At 66.1% G+C, this 14,128-nt stretch carries 14 protein-coding genes and 1 riboswitch; of the genes, 7 read left to right on the plus strand and 7 right to left on the minus strand.

Features of this window, described 5'->3' with window-relative positions; genetic code table 11:
- Nucleotides 1-53 precede the first annotated feature (53 nt).
- Both ACIPK7_RS03380 and ACIPK7_RS03385 read right to left on the minus strand, forming a co-directional pair.
- Nucleotides 54-683: a LysE family translocator gene (locus ACIPK7_RS03380; protein ID WP_192430797.1), complete on the minus strand. Its 630-nt coding sequence runs from the start codon at nucleotides 681-683 to the stop codon at nucleotides 54-56.
- A 29-nt stretch (nucleotides 684-712) separates the two neighbouring features.
- A complete protein-coding gene (locus ACIPK7_RS03385; protein ID WP_192430798.1) occupies nucleotides 713-2,053 on the minus strand; it encodes a DUF1266 domain-containing protein in 1,341 nt (446 codons plus the stop codon).
- A gap of 327 nt (nucleotides 2,054-2,380) precedes the next feature.
- On the opposite strand from ACIPK7_RS03385, the gene ACIPK7_RS03390 reads away from it, so the two are divergent.
- The 6 genes from ACIPK7_RS03390 (at nucleotide 2,381) to ACIPK7_RS03415 (ending at nucleotide 8,119) form a co-directional block, all read left to right on the plus strand.
- Entirely contained in the window at nucleotides 2,381-3,346 is a 966-nt protein-coding gene (locus tag ACIPK7_RS03390) for a 2-hydroxyacid dehydrogenase (RefSeq protein WP_401085272.1), read from the plus strand.
- On the plus strand, nucleotides 3,343-4,107 hold the full coding sequence (locus ACIPK7_RS03395) for a DUF1835 domain-containing protein (RefSeq protein WP_192430800.1): 765 nt from the start codon (nucleotides 3,343-3,345) through the stop codon (nucleotides 4,105-4,107). Before ACIPK7_RS03390 ends, ACIPK7_RS03395 begins: the two co-directional genes overlap by 4 nt.
- A gap of 53 nt (nucleotides 4,108-4,160) precedes the next feature.
- A complete protein-coding gene (locus ACIPK7_RS03400) occupies nucleotides 4,161-5,162 on the plus strand; it encodes a methyltransferase (RefSeq protein ID WP_401085275.1) in 1,002 nt (333 codons plus the stop codon).
- A 119-nt stretch (nucleotides 5,163-5,281) separates the two neighbouring features.
- Nucleotides 5,282-6,739, plus strand: coding sequence for an amino acid permease (locus ACIPK7_RS03405; protein ID WP_401085607.1), 1,458 nt, complete (start codon nucleotides 5,282-5,284; stop codon nucleotides 6,737-6,739).
- Nucleotides 6,740-6,783: 44 nt separating this feature from the next.
- A riboswitch (yybP-ykoY riboswitch) is annotated at nucleotides 6,784-6,987 on the plus strand.
- A gap of 6 nt (nucleotides 6,988-6,993) precedes the next feature.
- Nucleotides 6,994-7,575: a TMEM165/GDT1 family protein gene (locus ACIPK7_RS03410; RefSeq protein WP_081516290.1), complete on the plus strand. Its 582-nt coding sequence runs from the start codon at nucleotides 6,994-6,996 to the stop codon at nucleotides 7,573-7,575.
- A 100-nt stretch (nucleotides 7,576-7,675) separates the two neighbouring features.
- Nucleotides 7,676-8,119 (plus strand): ketosteroid isomerase-related protein, encoded by a 444-nt coding sequence (locus ACIPK7_RS03415; RefSeq protein WP_045210962.1) that lies wholly within the window; start codon nucleotides 7,676-7,678, stop codon nucleotides 8,117-8,119.
- A 167-nt stretch (nucleotides 8,120-8,286) separates the two neighbouring features.
- Here the strand turns inward: ACIPK7_RS03415 and ACIPK7_RS03420 are convergent, their stop codons facing one another.
- On the minus strand, nucleotides 8,287-9,270 hold the full coding sequence (locus tag ACIPK7_RS03420) for an NAD-dependent epimerase/dehydratase family protein (protein WP_138216039.1): 984 nt from the start codon (nucleotides 9,268-9,270) through the stop codon (nucleotides 8,287-8,289).
- A 92-nt stretch (nucleotides 9,271-9,362) separates the two neighbouring features.
- Nucleotides 9,363-10,184 (minus strand): M48 family metallopeptidase, encoded by an 822-nt coding sequence (locus tag ACIPK7_RS03425; protein ID WP_401085280.1) that lies wholly within the window; start codon nucleotides 10,182-10,184, stop codon nucleotides 9,363-9,365.
- A gap of 430 nt (nucleotides 10,185-10,614) precedes the next feature.
- On the opposite strand from ACIPK7_RS03425, the gene ACIPK7_RS03430 reads away from it, so the two are divergent.
- Nucleotides 10,615-12,747, plus strand: a complete 2,133-nt coding sequence (locus tag ACIPK7_RS03430; RefSeq protein ID WP_401085283.1) for a methyl-accepting chemotaxis protein — start codon at nucleotides 10,615-10,617, stop codon at nucleotides 12,745-12,747.
- 193 nt (nucleotides 12,748-12,940) lie between these two features.
- On the opposite strand, the gene ACIPK7_RS03435 is transcribed toward ACIPK7_RS03430, so the two are convergent.
- Genes ACIPK7_RS03435 through ACIPK7_RS03445 form a run of 3 tightly spaced genes read right to left on the minus strand, consistent with a single transcriptional unit; the run spans nucleotide 12,941 to nucleotide 14,047 of the window.
- Entirely contained in the window at nucleotides 12,941-13,552 is a 612-nt protein-coding gene (locus ACIPK7_RS03435; RefSeq protein WP_401085286.1) for an SOS response-associated peptidase, read from the minus strand.
- 46 nt (nucleotides 13,553-13,598) lie between these two features.
- Nucleotides 13,599-13,865, minus strand: a complete 267-nt coding sequence (locus ACIPK7_RS03440) for a putative signal transducing protein (RefSeq protein ID WP_192430806.1) — start codon at nucleotides 13,863-13,865, stop codon at nucleotides 13,599-13,601.
- Nucleotides 13,865-14,047, minus strand: a complete 183-nt coding sequence (locus ACIPK7_RS03445) for a CPXCG motif-containing cysteine-rich protein (protein ID WP_192430807.1) — start codon at nucleotides 14,045-14,047, stop codon at nucleotides 13,865-13,867. Before ACIPK7_RS03445 ends, ACIPK7_RS03440 begins: the two co-directional genes overlap by 1 nt.
- Nucleotides 14,048-14,128 lie beyond the last annotated feature (81 nt).

Genomic DNA, 14,128 nt, shown 5'->3' on the forward strand with positions numbered 1-14,128 from the left:
AGAACTGGCAGCGGACCTCTTTGCAGGAGCAAGCTCGCTCCTACGAAAAGCTATCAGTGCAGCTCGGTGAACGCCAGCTTGACCCCCAGCCCCACCAGCACAACGCCCATCATCCGGTCGAACCAATGCCCCATCCGGGCGAAGCCCGCGCGCACCCGTTGCTGGCTGAATAATAGCGCCACCAGGCAGAACCAGGCGGCAGTCGCGCAGGCCAGGTACACGCCGTATCCAGCCTGGACCAGCAGCGGCGTGTGCGGGTTGATCACCACGGTGAACAGCGAGAGGAAGAACAGCGTGGCCTTGGGATTCAGGCCATTGGTGACGAAGCCGGCGACATAGGCTCCGCGCGCAGTACGGGCGACCGGCGTCGCAACGGTTTCGGCTGCCGCCGGGCCGGACGGACGCGCCCGCAGCGCCTTGAAGCCGATGTACAGCAAGTACGCCGCCGCCAGCCATTTCAGTGCGTTGAACAGCACGATGGACTGCGACACGATCAGGCCGATGCCCAGCAACGAGTAAGTCACGTGCAGGAAGATCGCGCTGCCCACGCCCAGCGCTGTCCAGGTGCCGGCACGGCGGCCGTGGGCCACGCTCTCGCGCACCACCACGGCGAAATCCGGGCCGGGGCTGGCAACTGCCAGCAGGTGAATGAACGCCACCGTGAGAAATTCCGCCCAGTACATCGCGCCTCCGAACCACCGCCAGGAAAGCCCTAGTTTCTATACGAAGCCCCAGGGCCCCGACAAGCGACAGGTGCCACTCGGTGCAGCACAGGCAACATTTCCAGCGGGCAGACCTGCCAGGGCGAAGGGTGCTGGGCGAACGGAGTGATGCCGTCGAGCAACGCCATGCCGCTGCGCAGCAACCGCTTGTCCGACAGGCGGTCCTCGTCGGCCAGGGCATGGCCGAGCATCAGCGAGACCAGGTATTGCTCCCAGCAATCGAATGCCGCGCGGGCCTGACGGGCCATGTGGCGCAAGGCATTCCACAGGCTTTCCTCGTCGAGCAGCCCGACGCTGAAGGCCATTCGCGCCCCGAAGGCGGCGCGCTCCAGGTCGTAGGCCAACACGGTGCGGCACTCATCGATCATTGCCGGATCGTGACCTTCCTTCAGCAGCGCCCGACGTGCCTGCGTGAAACGCGCCAGCGCGGTTCCGCCGACAGACACCGGCGCATCGGCCACCCTGCCCAGCAGCGGATCGAGCTTTTCGCGGCTGCCGCTTCCCAGCAGCCAGTCCATCCGCGCACGAACCTGCCCGGCATCGGCAGCCCACCAATGCTCGGCCAGCCACAGCCGGTGAAACTCCTTCTCCTGCGGCGCAATCCCCAGATCGTCGGCGCGCACGCCTGCGCTGTGGGCGATAACACACCCCAAAGCGAGCAGCGCACTGCGGGGTGGATGCGCCGCGGGCTCTCGGATGTGCTCCTCCTGCAACACCACCTCGCTCACGCGGATGCCCGCCAGCGGATGGGTTCGCCACAACCCGGCCAGCGAGGCCTTGTCGGTGCGGCAGCCGATCAGTTCCTTGAACGCCCCGATCGCCATGGTGCCGGACGTCCCGTCGCGCCGCAGGATTGCCCGACCCAGCACGAAAGACGCGGCATAGGCCTGCCAGTCGGAAAAGTTGCGGATGGCGTTCTCCGCCACCCAGGCCAGGCACAACAAGGTTTCCGACTCACTGAGATAGCCAAAGGCATGGCATTGCCGCGCCAGCCAGGCGAGGCTTTCGAGGTCGTGGGCGGCAATGGAGATATCCATAGGCAACGCCAGGCCCGCCTTGCTCCAGGCACGCTTCGCCTGCTTGAAGCGCACTCGCTGCTCACCGTCAAAGACGCCGGGCTCGTTGCGCTGCAGCCGGCGGAATTCCTCGTCCAGCGACTGACTCTGGGCTTCGAGCATCAGTTCCTGCAGTGTCCGGCGCGCCGTTACGGCATCGGTGATACCCCATAGCTCGACCAACTCGTTGGCTTGCGCTAAACCGGAGGCCGCATCGCAGTGCGACAGCAGCGCACCGAAGCACAGCAAGGGTTCGGGGCCAGCGGTGCGGAGCAAGTTTCGCCGCCGGGATCGGGGATATCCACTCACCGCTGCACTTCGCAGCCCGACACGAACGCCGAACGCCCGGATGGCCGTGAAGCCGGAGAGAAGCCAACCCATCATCGCCAGTTACCTACGGATTTCGATGGGATCACTCTAAGAAGCTGGCGCGGGACAGTAGATGAGGGAAAACCGAAACGTCTGTCAGACTTTTCACTCAAGCATCTACCATCAATACGCAGCCTCCCCGTCCACGTCCGCGGGCAGACTGGGTTGTCCACGACGGCGGTTCTGCCGAGAATCCCCTTCATCCTGCCCCTTCCGATCAAGGTGTCATCGCACATGAATCCTGCTCGCGCCGTCTTCCTCGACCATGCTTCCCTCGACCTCGGAGACCTCGACCTCACGCCACTGCGCACGCCATTTGGCGAACTGGTCCTGCACGAGCGCAGCGACACGCAGCAGGTCGCCGAGCGACTGAAGGGCGCGCAGGTAGCGATCAGCAACAAAGTGCGCATCGGAGCAGAAGTGTTCGAGCAGTGCCCGGACCTCAAGCTGATCCTGGTGGCTGCCACCGGCACCAACAACGTCGACCTCCAGGCCGCGCACCAGCACGGCGTGACGGTGAGCAACTGCCAGGGCTACGGCACCCCGTCGGTGGCCCAGCACACCCTGATGCTGCTGCTCGCCCTGGCCACGCGCCTGCCGGACTACCAGGCGGCGATCCGCGACGGCCGCTGGCAGAAGGCCCCGCAGTTCTGCCTGCTGGACTTCCCCATCGTCGAACTGGAAGGCAAGACCCTCGGCCTGCTCGGGCACGGCGAACTGGGCGGCGCGGTGGCGAAACTGGCCGAAGCCTTCGGCATGCGCGTGCTGCTTGGCGTCCTGCCTGGACGCCCTGCGCGCCCTGATCGCCTGGCGCTGGACGAACTGCTGCCGCAAGTCGACGCCCTCACCCTGCATTGCCCGCTGACCGATGCCACGCGCAACCTGATCGGCCGGCGCGAGTTGGACCTGATGAAGCCCGGCGCCTACCTGATCAACACCGCCCGCGGCGGACTGGTCGACGAGCAGGCGCTGGCCGACACCCTGCGCCGCGGCCATCTCGGCGGCGCGGCCTTCGACGTGCTCAGCGTCGAGCCGCCCAGGGACGGCAACCCGCTGCTGGCCGGCGACATTCCGCGCTTCATCCTCACCCCGCACAGTGCCTGGGGCAGCCGCGAGGCCCGGCAGCGCATCGTCGGCCAGTTGAGCGAGAACGCCGCCGGCTTCTTCGCCGGCGAGCCGCGCCGGGTGGTGGCGCCATGAGCCTGCATCTGGTCTGCGGCGACGGCGCCGCCGAAGCCCTGCATCGGGCCGTCGAGGCAGGCGTGCTGACCGAAAAGAAAATCCGCGTGATGCCGGACGACCTCGCGGTCGGCCCGCTGAGCGATGTGGACAACCCGCCCTGCCAGCAGCGCGCCGCGTTCTGGCACGAACTGGGCGGCGAAGTCCTGCGCGCGCGGGAAATCGCCATCGAGATGGCCACCGAGGTGAACTGGCTGCGCAGCCCGGACATCGCCTCCGTCACCCTCTGGCATGGCGACAGCGCCAGCGAGCAACTCCTGCTGCGCCGCGTCTGTGCTTTGCTGCCGGCGAACATCATCCTGCGCAGTGTCGGTGCCGGCAGCGGCCAGTGCCGCAGCGAGGACCGCCACGCCATTGCCATGCTCAAACCCGTCGAACTGGCCAACGCCCTGGCCGCCAGCCACGAAGTGGACGTCGCCGAGCGCCAAGGCCTGGCGGCGGACTGGCAGCGCGCCCTGGCCGAAAACGCCCAACTGCGCGTGTGGCTGGATGGCCAACTGAGCGGCACCGGCTACGCCCACATCGACCGCATCCTGCTGGACAGCGCCAGCGAATCCTGGCGCCCGGTGCAGTCGCTGATCGGCCCCACCATGGCCTACGTCGACGGCCTGTTCGTCAGCGACCTGCTGGCCGCCTGGCGCCTGCGCGAACAAGTAGCGGCCGGGGCGCTGGAACTGCGCGGCGACGACTTCTGGAAGAACGCCGAGGTGCGCCTCGCCTAGGCTCGGCCGCGGCAGCCCTGCTAAACTCGCGCCCTTTTTTGCCAGGAGGCCGCATGTCCAACGCCCCCACCAGTGAAGTGCTGCTGCGCCAGATCGAGCGCTTCCAGGGCCGCGTCCTGCTCGCCGGCCTGCCCGCCGACGCGCTGCTCGGTGACCTCCCGCAAGCCCGGGGCTGGAGCTGGCACGCCGGCGAAGCCCGGCAGTTGGAAGGTCGTTATCCCGGCCGCTGCCATTTCGGCGCCACGCCGCCGGAAGGCGACTTCGCGGCCGCCGTGCTGTTCCTGCCCAAGTCCCGCGAACTGACCGACTACCTGCTCGCCGCGCTGGCCAGCTGCGTGCCGGACGGCGAGCTGTACCTGGTCGGCGAGAAACGCGCCGGCGTCGAACGCGCCAGCAAGCAGCTCGGTGAATTCGGCCGCGCCAGCAAGCTGGACAGCGCCCGCCACTGCCAGCTGTGGCACACGCACATCGACGGCGCGCCGACCGCGCCGGACCTGCATGCCCTCGCGCAACGCTACGAACTGCCGCTGGCCGATGGCCCGCTGCAGGTCATCACCCTGCCCGGTGTGTTCAGCCATGGTCGCCTGGACCGCGGCAGCGCGCTGCTGCTGGAACATCTGGACAAGCTGCCAGCCGGCCATGTGCTGGACTTCGGCTGTGGCGCGGGGGTGCTCGGCGCCACGCTCAAGCGCCGTTATCCGCAGAGCCGCCTGTCCCTGCTGGACGTCGACGCCTTCGCCATCGAAAGCAGCCGACTGACCCTGGCCGCCAATGGCCTGGAGGGTGAAGTGATCGCCGGCGACGGCATCGACGCCGCGCCGGAAGGCCTCGCTGCCATCGTCAGCAACCCGCCCTTCCACCAGGGCGTGCACACCAGCTACGCCGCCACCGAACACCTGCTGCGCCAGTCGGCACGCCACCTGGCGTCCGGCGGCGAGCTGCGCCTGGTGGCCAACAGCTTCCTGAAATACCCGCCGCTGATCGAACAGCACCTGGGCCCGTGCCGCATCCTGGCCGAGGCCGACGGCTTCCGTATCTACAGCGCCCGGCGCTGATCCAAGGCTCGCACTACACTCCACCGAGCCTGTCGGATCGGCGCATCGCCGCTCGCCCTGAACTATCGAGGACACCCGTGAACCGAAGAATTAGAGATGACGTCGAACTGACTTTCGCCATGGGGCCGAAGGAGAAGCCGCATCATCTGAAGCGCTCCCTCAAGCCGCGCCACCTGAACATGATCGCCATCGGCGGCTCCATCGGCACCGGCCTGTTCGTCGCCTCCGGCAGCACCATCGCCACTGCCGGCCCCGGCGGTGCGCTGCTGGCCTATGCGCTGATCGGCCTGATGGTGTTCTTCCTCATGACCAGCCTCGGCGAGCTGGCGGCGTATATTCCTGATTCCGGCTCGTTCTGCACCTATGGCAGCCGTTTCATCGACGATGGCTTCGGTTTCGCCATGGGCTGGAACTACTGGTACAACTGGGCGGTGACCATCGCCGCCGAACTGGTGGCGGCGCAACTGGTGATGAAGTTCTGGTTCCCGGAAGTCTCGGGCATGTACTGGAGCGCCGGATTCCTCGGCATCATGTTCATGCTCAACTTCTTCTCGGTGAAGGGCTTCGGCGAGAGCGAATTCTGGTTCGCGCTGATCAAGGTGGTGGCCGTGGTCATCTTCATCGGCATCGGCCTCGCCAGCATCATCGGCATCATGCACGGCATCGACAGCCCCGGCTTCAGCAACTTCACCAGCGGTGACGCGCCCTTCGTCGGCGGCCTGCAGGCGATGATCGGGGTGGCGATGATCGCCGGCTTCTCCTTCCAGGGCACCGAGTTGATCGGCGTTGCCGCGGGCGAGTCGGAGAACCCGCAGAAGTCCATTCCCATCGCCATTCGCCAGGTGTTCTGGCGAATCCTGATGTTCTATATCCTGTCGATCTTCGTCATCGGCATGCTGATCCCCTACACCGATCCGAACCTGCTCAAGACCGACAGCAGCGACATCAGCACCTCGCCCTTCACCCTGCTGTTCGAGCGCGCGGGCCTCGCCGCCGCGGCGGGCGTGATGAACGCGGTGATCCTCTCGGCGATCCTTTCGGCAGGCAACTCGGGCATGTACGCTTCGACCCGGATGCTCTACACCATGGCCACCCAGGGCAAGGCGCCACGCCTGTTCACCCAAGTGTCCGAGAGCGGCGTGCCGCGCTACGCCCTCTACGCCACGACGCTGATCGGCGCGCTGTGCTTCCTCACCAGCTTCATCGGCGACAAGACCGTCTACACTTGGCTGCTCAACGCCTCGGGCATGTGCGGCTTCATTGTCTGGCTGGGCATCGCAGTGTCCCATTACCGCTTCCGCAAGGGCTTCATCCTGCAGGGCGGCAACCTCAACGACCTGCCCTACCGCGCCAAGTGGTTCCCCCTCGGCCCGCTGTTCGCCTTCACCCTATGTCTGATCATCACCCTGGGGCAGAACTACCAGGCCTTCGTCGGCGAGCACGTGGACTGGGCCGGGCTGGTCGCCACCTACATCACCATCCCGCTGTTCCTGGCGATCTGGCTGGGTTACCGCTTCAAGAACGGCACCCGCTTCATCCGCTACGAGGACATGGACGTTCGCCCGACCCGCGACTGATCCGACGCGCAGGCTTGCCCAAGTCCCGGGACTTGGGCAGAATGCGCCCCGTCCTAGGGGAGTAGTCTCCCGCGAGCGCCCTGCTCGCCCGGTACGCGTCAACACACTTGGTCCACAGACCATGGCGCGTACGATCCAGGCCTGCAGCGTTCAGGCCGGGGTTTGACAAGACCTATGACACGAGCAACCTGACCCGGGGCGGGCAGGTGGCGCGTGTCATGGTGATTAGTCGACCCGCCCCCTTAGGAAGTCTGATGGAATCCCTCTTCGTCCCAACCCTGATCGTTGCCCTCGCGGAAATCGGCGACAAGACGCAACTGCTCGCGCTCGTCCTCGCCGCGCGCTTCCGCAAGCCCTGGCCGATCATCGCCGGGATCATCGCCGCCACCCTGGCCAACCACTTCGCCGCCGGTGCCGTCGGTAGCTGGGTCGCCTCGTTCTTCTCGGAAAGCACGCTGAGCTGGGTGCTGGCCGTGTGCTTCCTGGCGGTCGCTGGCTGGACCCTGATTCCGGACAAGCTGGATGACGACGAAGAAGGTTCGCTGAAGAAATTCGGTCCGTTCCTCACCACCCTGATCGCCTTCTTCCTCGCCGAGATGGGCGACAAGACCCAGGTCGCCACCGTGATGCTGGCCGCGCAGTACCCGCACTTCTGGCTGGTGGTCATCGGCACCACGCTGGGCATGCTGATCGCCAACGTACCGGTGGTCCTGGCGGGCAACTTCGCCGCCGAGCGCCTGCCGCTGAACCTGATCCGCCGCCTGGCCGCCGCCGCCTTCGCCATCCTCGGCCTGGCTGCTGTGTACCACGCACTGAAGCTCTCCGGGGTGTTCTGACCGGCCGCTTTCGTCGGGAGGCTGGCGCGCCGGCCAATGCCTGTGTATCGCCCGCGATACACAGTGGCGCCTGAAGCCTCCCACGACAAAGGATGTCGCCATGCCGGAAAAAGACCTGAAGAAAGTCGCCCGCCACCACATCGACCTCGCCTGGAACAAGGGTCATCTGGCGCTGGTCGAGCAGCTGCACAGCCCAGACTTCATCTACAAGAGCGCCTTCACCGCCCAGCCGCTGGACAACGCCGGCTACCGGGCGCTGGTGGAGGAGATCCGCAGTGGCATGGAGGACCTGGAAGTGGCCGTGGAGGAATGCATCCGCGAGGGCAACAAGGTCTTCACCTGGAGCACCCTGATGGGCAGCATCGCCCGCCCGGTGCTGGGCTACCCGGCCAGCGACCGCATCGTCAGCATCTCCGCCATGGGCTTCTGGACCTTCAACAGCCAGAACCAGGTACAGGAACTGTGCACGCTGTTCGACATGGAAAGCTTCCGCGCGCAGATGGGACTACCCAACCGTCCCTTCGCCGAGAAGGCGCTGCCCTGACAACGAAAAAGCCCGACCATGCGCCGGGCTTTTTTGTCTGCTTGCCACCCTGGTCGCGCTCTTGCAGGGAACTCCGTAACAGCTTTTCGTAGGACCGAGGGGGACGCCCAGTCCTTGCTCGCGAACCGGAGCCGCGAGCAAGCTCGCTCCTACAAAGACAGCCGGAGTCAGAGGTAATCGTTGGCGTGGAACCAGGAAATGGCCCGTTCCAGCGTATCCTCCAGCGGCACATGGGATTCGAAGCCCAGCTCCTCGCGGGCCTTGCGGCCGTCGAGGAACTGCCCGCCGGCCATCACCTCGATGGCGGTATCGTCCAGCAGCGGCATCTTGCCGGTCAGGCGGTAGCGCCAGCGGCCCAGTGTCGCCAGCGCACGGGCGCGGTGCAGCGGCATCGGAGTCGGTGCCGGCTTGCCCAGTAGCTTTGCGATGGTGGCAGTCAGCTCACCCATCTCGATGTTGTGCCCGGTGAGCAGGTAGCGCTCGCCCACCCGACCGCGCTCGAGCGCCGTGAGCAGGCCGCGCCCGGCCTCGGAGGCATCGATGACGTTCCTCCGGCCCGGTACGTAGTGCAGCATCTCGTCTCGGCCGATGGCGGTGATCAGGCGCCCGGTGGTCGGGCCGATGTCCAGCTCGCCCAGCACCATGCCAGGAATCCCGATGACCACCGGCAGGCCGCCACGGGCCTGCTCGCGGGCCTGTTCGTCCAGCGCCCACTTGCACATCACGTAGGCGCTCTTGCCGGTGGGCAGTCCTTCGTAGAACAGCCCCTCATGCCCGGGCAGCCCCTGCGGGTGCGAGGGCATGGCGAAGGCCGAGCCAACATAGAGGATGCGCGGCACTTTCGCCTGCAGGCAGGCGGCGTAGAAATGATTGGTCAGGTCCAGTGCGCTGGCCACTTCCTCCTGCCAGCGACGCGGGCGCACCGGGTAATAACCGGCGCTGAAGATCACCGCGTCCAGCCCACTGAGCGCGCGGGCCATGCCCTGGTGATCGAAGAGTTCGGCTACCCGGCACTCAGGCTCGAGGTAGGCCAGGCGCTGGATCTGCGACGAGGGTCGGTGGATCAGCACCAGCTGGTGGCCGGCCGCCTTGATCGCGCGGGCGGCGTGGTGGCCCAGGAGCCCGGTGGCTCCGAGTACAGCGATTTTCACGGGTGCTCCCTGTTCACTGGATAAAGCGGCGCAACTTACGCCGCTCCTGGCCGTTCGAGAGAATCACGAACCCCTGCTCTCAAAACCACTGCTTAATGGGTCTTGGCCTGCTCATAGAGCGGCATGACCTTCGGGATGGCGGCCTGCAGGTTGGCCATCCGCGTACTGTCCGCCGGGTGCGTGCTGAGGATTTCCGGCGGAGCTTCACCGTTCGACGCCTGGCCCATCTTCTGCCACAGGGTCATCGCGGCGTTGGGGTTATAACCGGCTCGCGCTGCCAATTCCAGGCCGATCAGGTCAGCTTCGTTCTCATTCTGCCGACTATTGGGCAGCGTCAGGCTGTATTCGACCACCTGATGGGCCATGTCCACGCTGCTTTGACCCAGTCCCAGCAGCGCGCCGCCAATGCCCAGCCCCATCTGCTCCGCGTAGGCGCGGGACATCGCTTCACGACCGTGCTCACGCAAGGCGTGGGCGATCTCGTGGCCCATCACCGCGGCCAGTTCGTCGTCGGTGAGCTTGAGCTGATCGATCAGCCCGGTGTAGACGATGATCTTGCCACCGGGACCGCAGTTGGCGTTGAGCTCGTCGCTCTTGATCACGTTGACCTCCCACTGCCAGGACGGCGCGTCGGAGCGGAAAGCGCCGGTCTGCGGAATCAACCGCGCGGCAATGGCCTTCACGCGCTTGGCGTCATTGCTGCTGGCATCCAGCTTGCCGGCTTTGGAGGCCTCACCGAGGGTCTGCTGGTAGGACTGCGCATACATCTGGTCGACCTGCGCACTGGACAGCATGCTGAACATGTTCTGTTTGCGATCGACACCGACGACGCCGCCGCTGGTGGTGTTCACCTGCTGGCAAGCGGTGAGGAGCAGGGCTGCGGCCAGGCCTGCGACACGAAATACTTTGGGCATGTTGCTCTCCCGAAACAATGCAATCTCCCACGGACAGCGCGCATGGTAGGCCCACCCCCGATGCCCGGCAACTGGCAGAAAACAGCCGGCGCAGCAGTGACTTACGAAATCGCACCGACTCATCGGAAGGTGCTGTGGGGCGGCTGTCGTGGCGTACGCGGTGCACGGCATCGCACCTGCGATCCACACCCGCGAGATAGCCGCAGCCAGCGTCTGATTTCACCCTGAAAACCAGGACGTCGAGGCGCTCGCCACGGCCAGATAATTTCATTTTGACATCACATGCTAGACCTCCCGGTCAGCGCCGACAATCCTGCGACAGGCGGCGAACAGCCGCGTTACAACCCATTACAACGGCCCCCTAAGGAAAATCCCCGGACCTGCCGATACAGATAGACACGCAGACCTCTGGCGCATTCCGGGTACCCGTATGAAATTCAAGTCGATCCAGTTTTCCGTGGTGGCGTTGGCAGGTGCCAGCGTTCTGGCAGTGGTCGCGGCGCTGGTGCTTTACGCGCTGTTCGCCGGCTCGCGGACCCAGGCGCTGGTGCAAGAGCGCACCCAGGCGCTGCTCGAGCAAGTGATCAACGATCGCCTGGTGGCGATCGCGCGCGGCCAGGTCGCACAGATCCAGCGCGAACTGGAATATCCGCTCACCGTCGCACGCGACCTCGCCAACACCAACGCCCTGCTGGACGAGACCGACGCCAATGGCCAGCCGCTGCTGAGCATCGGCCGCGCCGGCATGTCCAACCTGCTGCGCCAGACCGTGGCACAGAACCCCAAGCTGCTCGACGCCTTCGCCGGCTGGGAACCCAACGCCTTCGCCGGCAACGACAGCCAGTACGCCGGCCTGCCCGGCTACGACGCCAGCGGCCGCTTCATGCCCTGGTGGTACCGCAAGGACGGCGGCCTGACCGTGGAAGCCATGGGCGACACCCTGGAAAGCCAGAAGATGCAGCCTACCGGCGTGCGCGAGGGCGAGTACTACCTCTGCCCGAAAGAGAAGCACCAGCCGTGCATCATCGACCCGGCGCCCTACGAGATGGCCGGCAAAATGGTGCTGATGTCCTCGTTCAACGCGCCGATCATAGTCAAGGGCCAGTTCAAGGGCACCGTCGGCGTGGACCTGTCGCTGGACTTCATCCAGGACCTGCTCAAGACCGCCGACAGCCAGCTCTACGACGGCGCTGGCGAGATGGCGCTGATCTCCACCAACGGCCGCCTGGTCGCCTACACCAAGGACCCGGCCAAGCTCGGCGAACCCGCCAGCAGCGTGCTGGACGCCAACGAAGTGGCCAACCTTGCCAAGCTCACCCTCGACCAGCCGCTGACCTCAATGGACAAGGAGCACGGCCACATTGAGCTGTTCCTGCCCTTCACCATCGCCGACTCTGGCGCGCGCTGGACCCTGATGCTGCAACTGCCGCAGGAAGCCGTGCTGGGTGACTTGAACCAGTTGCAGAGCGACCTGAAATCCCAGCGCGACAGCGACACCCTGGGCATGACCCTGGTCGGCTTGCTGATCGCCGCCATCGGCCTGGCCGTGATCTGGCTGGTCGGCCACGGCATCGCCCGGCCGCTGCGCCAGCTGGTCGGCATGCTCGACGACATCGCCCAGGGCGAAGGCGACCTCACCCGCCGCCTGAGCAGCGACCGCGCCGACGAACTGGGCTCCATCGCCAAGGGCTTCAACACCTTCCTCGGCAAGCTGCAGGGCATGATCGGCCAGGTGGTGACCTCGGTGCAGCACGTCAGCGACTCCTCCGAGCACACCGCCGACATCGCTATCCGCACCAACCAGGGCGTGCAGAAGCAGCTAGCAGAAATCGAACTGGTGGCCACCGCCGTCCACGAGATGACCGCCACCGCCCAGGATGTGGCGCGCAACGCCACCCATGCAGCCGAAGCGGCCAATCATGCCGACCAGGCGGCGCACCACGGCAAGCGCATCGTCGAAAGCAGCTCCACGGCGATCCAGGCGCTGGCCAGCGAGATCGGCCGCGCCGTGGGCGTAGTGCAGTCGCTGGCCCGCGACAGCGAGAACATCAACGCGATCCTGGTAGCCATCCGCGGTATCGCCGAGCAGACCAACCTGCTGGCGCTCAACGCCGCCATCGAGGCCGCCCGCGCCGGTGAACAGGGCCGCGGTTTCGCGGTGGTCGCCGACGAGGTGCGCAACCTGGCGCAGAAGACCCAGCAGGCCACCGAGGAAATCCAATCGATGATCCAGCAGCTGCAGAACGGCACCCGCGAAGTGGTGCAGGTGATGCAGCAGAGCCAGGACAAGACCGAGGACAGCGTGCGCCACGCCGGCGAGGCGGCCCAGGCGCTGGAGTCGATCACCCAGGCGGTGTCGGTGATCAACGACATGAACACCCAGATCGCCAGCGCCGCCGAAGAGCAGAGTGCGGTGGCCGAGGACATCAACCGTAACGTCAGCAACATCGGCATGGTCGCCAACCAGGTGGCCGGCGGCGCCGACGAGGCCTCCCAGGCCAGCGCCGAGCTGACCAAACTGGCCGAGCAGCAGCGCCGGCTGGTGAATCAGTTCAAGGTGTGACGATGATCGGCTTGGCCGGGGCGCTGGTCACCGCCGCAACGAAGTTGCTGGCGCCCCCGCTACCGCCCCGTCCCCCTCTCCCTGAAGGAGAGGGTTAGGGTGAGGGCTGGCCCAAACGCAGGAGTTCCCCCAGTAGGAGCAGGCCATGCCCGCGATCGCGCCCATAGGCGCTCTTACAAGGGGAATTCCGGCATCAGGCCGGCGTCAGACACTCCGGCCCATTGCAGGTCGGATCATTGATGAAATTCGCCAACGCCTGCACACGCAGCCGCGCCTGGGGCAACTGCAGCAACTCCAGCAACCGCGCGGTGGGCGTCTCGTTCGACAGCCATTGCCCCTGCTCCTGCACATCGAGAATCAGCGGCCGGCGCAACTCCCCCGCCGCTTGGGTGAGCATCGCCACGCTGTAATAGGTGTGGCCTTCCACCGGATACGCCTCCCACACCCCCGCGAAGCAGATCAACCCACCACCGGAAACCCAATGCGGCCGCTTGCGCACGCCCAGCCACTCGTAGAAGCCGTTGGCTGGCAGCAGGCAGCGGCGTTGGGCGAAGGCGTCACGGAACATTGGCTGTTCGGCGATGGTTTCCGTGCGGGCATGGGCGGGGGTGCACGACAGGTCCTTCAGCCAGGCCGGCGTCAGGCCCCAGCGCGCGAGGCCGGCATGGCGCGCGCCGTCCTCCTCACGCAGCATCAGCACGCGGGCGCCGGGCGCGACACTCCACTGCGGCTGCAGGTCGGCGGGGAAGCCGGCGTTTTCTGCAAGCTCGCGACTCCAGCGGAACAGGGCGTAACGGCTGGTCATGGGCGGCTGTTCATGAGGCGTAGTTCATGGGGGTCGTAGAGGCGGATCAGCAGAGCAGGACGCCAGGGCCGCCCTCGTGATCATCGGCGCTTCCCGGCAGGGGTTGCGCGGCATTGTACGCGGCGATCAGTTCGCGCGCCTGCTCGGCCACATCGTCCTCCACCCACAGGTGCAGCAAGCCCATGCCCGGCAGCTCGCCGATGCCGCCGACCAGGTGGCGCCCGCCCAAGTGCGACGAAATGCCCTCGTTGGCCAGCATGCCGCCCAGCAGTTCGGCTTCGATCAGGTCGGCGGGTTCGTAGATTCGCTGCATCAATCGTCCTCGCGCTGGACTTCCAGGGTCCACTCCACACCGTCGGTATGGAGCTGGAACAGGATTGGCCGGCAACACACCGGACAATCTTCATAGTAGCTCTGGTCGCCTCCGGACAGGTCAAGCACCGCCTCGGCCGGCTCGCCGCAATAGGGACAGGAATAGGCCTGACTTTCGAGCATCGCTGGTTCCCCCGTGACTTCCGTTTATAATCGCGCGTTCTTTTTGGGTGCCCGCCTGGCCGGTGAGTCGACGGCATACCC

The sequence above is a fragment of the Pseudomonas sp. NPDC086581 genome, from assembly GCF_044746165.1.
Taxonomy (GTDB): Bacteria; Pseudomonadota; Gammaproteobacteria; order Pseudomonadales; family Pseudomonadaceae; genus Pseudomonas.

What these genes read in the sequence shown, in the direction of transcription:
- ACIPK7_RS03400 (WP_401085275.1), top strand. Translation starts at nt 4,161, where the DNA reads ATGTCCAACGCCCCCACCAGTGAAGTGCTGCTGCGCCAGATCGAGCGC.
- ACIPK7_RS03425 (WP_401085280.1), bottom strand. Translation starts at nt 10,184, where the DNA reads ATGCCCAAAGTATTTCGTGTCGCAGGCCTGGCCGCAGCCCTGCTCCTC.
- ACIPK7_RS03395 (WP_192430800.1), top strand. Translation starts at nt 3,343, where the DNA reads ATGAGCCTGCATCTGGTCTGCGGCGACGGCGCCGCCGAAGCCCTGCAT.
- ACIPK7_RS03405 (WP_401085607.1), top strand. Translation starts at nt 5,282, where the DNA reads ATGGGGCCGAAGGAGAAGCCGCATCATCTGAAGCGCTCCCTCAAGCCG.
- ACIPK7_RS03380 (WP_192430797.1), bottom strand. Translation starts at nt 683, where the DNA reads ATGTACTGGGCGGAATTTCTCACGGTGGCGTTCATTCACCTGCTGGCA.
- ACIPK7_RS03440 (WP_192430806.1), bottom strand. Translation starts at nt 13,865, where the DNA reads ATGCAGCGAATCTACGAACCCGCCGACCTGATCGAAGCCGAACTGCTG.
- ACIPK7_RS03430 (WP_401085283.1), top strand. Translation starts at nt 10,615, where the DNA reads ATGAAATTCAAGTCGATCCAGTTTTCCGTGGTGGCGTTGGCAGGTGCC.
- ACIPK7_RS03390 (WP_401085272.1), top strand. Translation starts at nt 2,381, where the DNA reads ATGAATCCTGCTCGCGCCGTCTTCCTCGACCATGCTTCCCTCGACCTC.
- ACIPK7_RS03415 (WP_045210962.1), top strand. Translation starts at nt 7,676, where the DNA reads ATGCCGGAAAAAGACCTGAAGAAAGTCGCCCGCCACCACATCGACCTC.
- ACIPK7_RS03410 (WP_081516290.1), top strand. Translation starts at nt 6,994, where the DNA reads ATGGAATCCCTCTTCGTCCCAACCCTGATCGTTGCCCTCGCGGAAATC.
- ACIPK7_RS03445 (WP_192430807.1), bottom strand. Translation starts at nt 14,047, where the DNA reads ATGCTCGAAAGTCAGGCCTATTCCTGTCCCTATTGCGGCGAGCCGGCC.
- ACIPK7_RS03435 (WP_401085286.1), bottom strand. Translation starts at nt 13,552, where the DNA reads ATGACCAGCCGTTACGCCCTGTTCCGCTGGAGTCGCGAGCTTGCAGAA.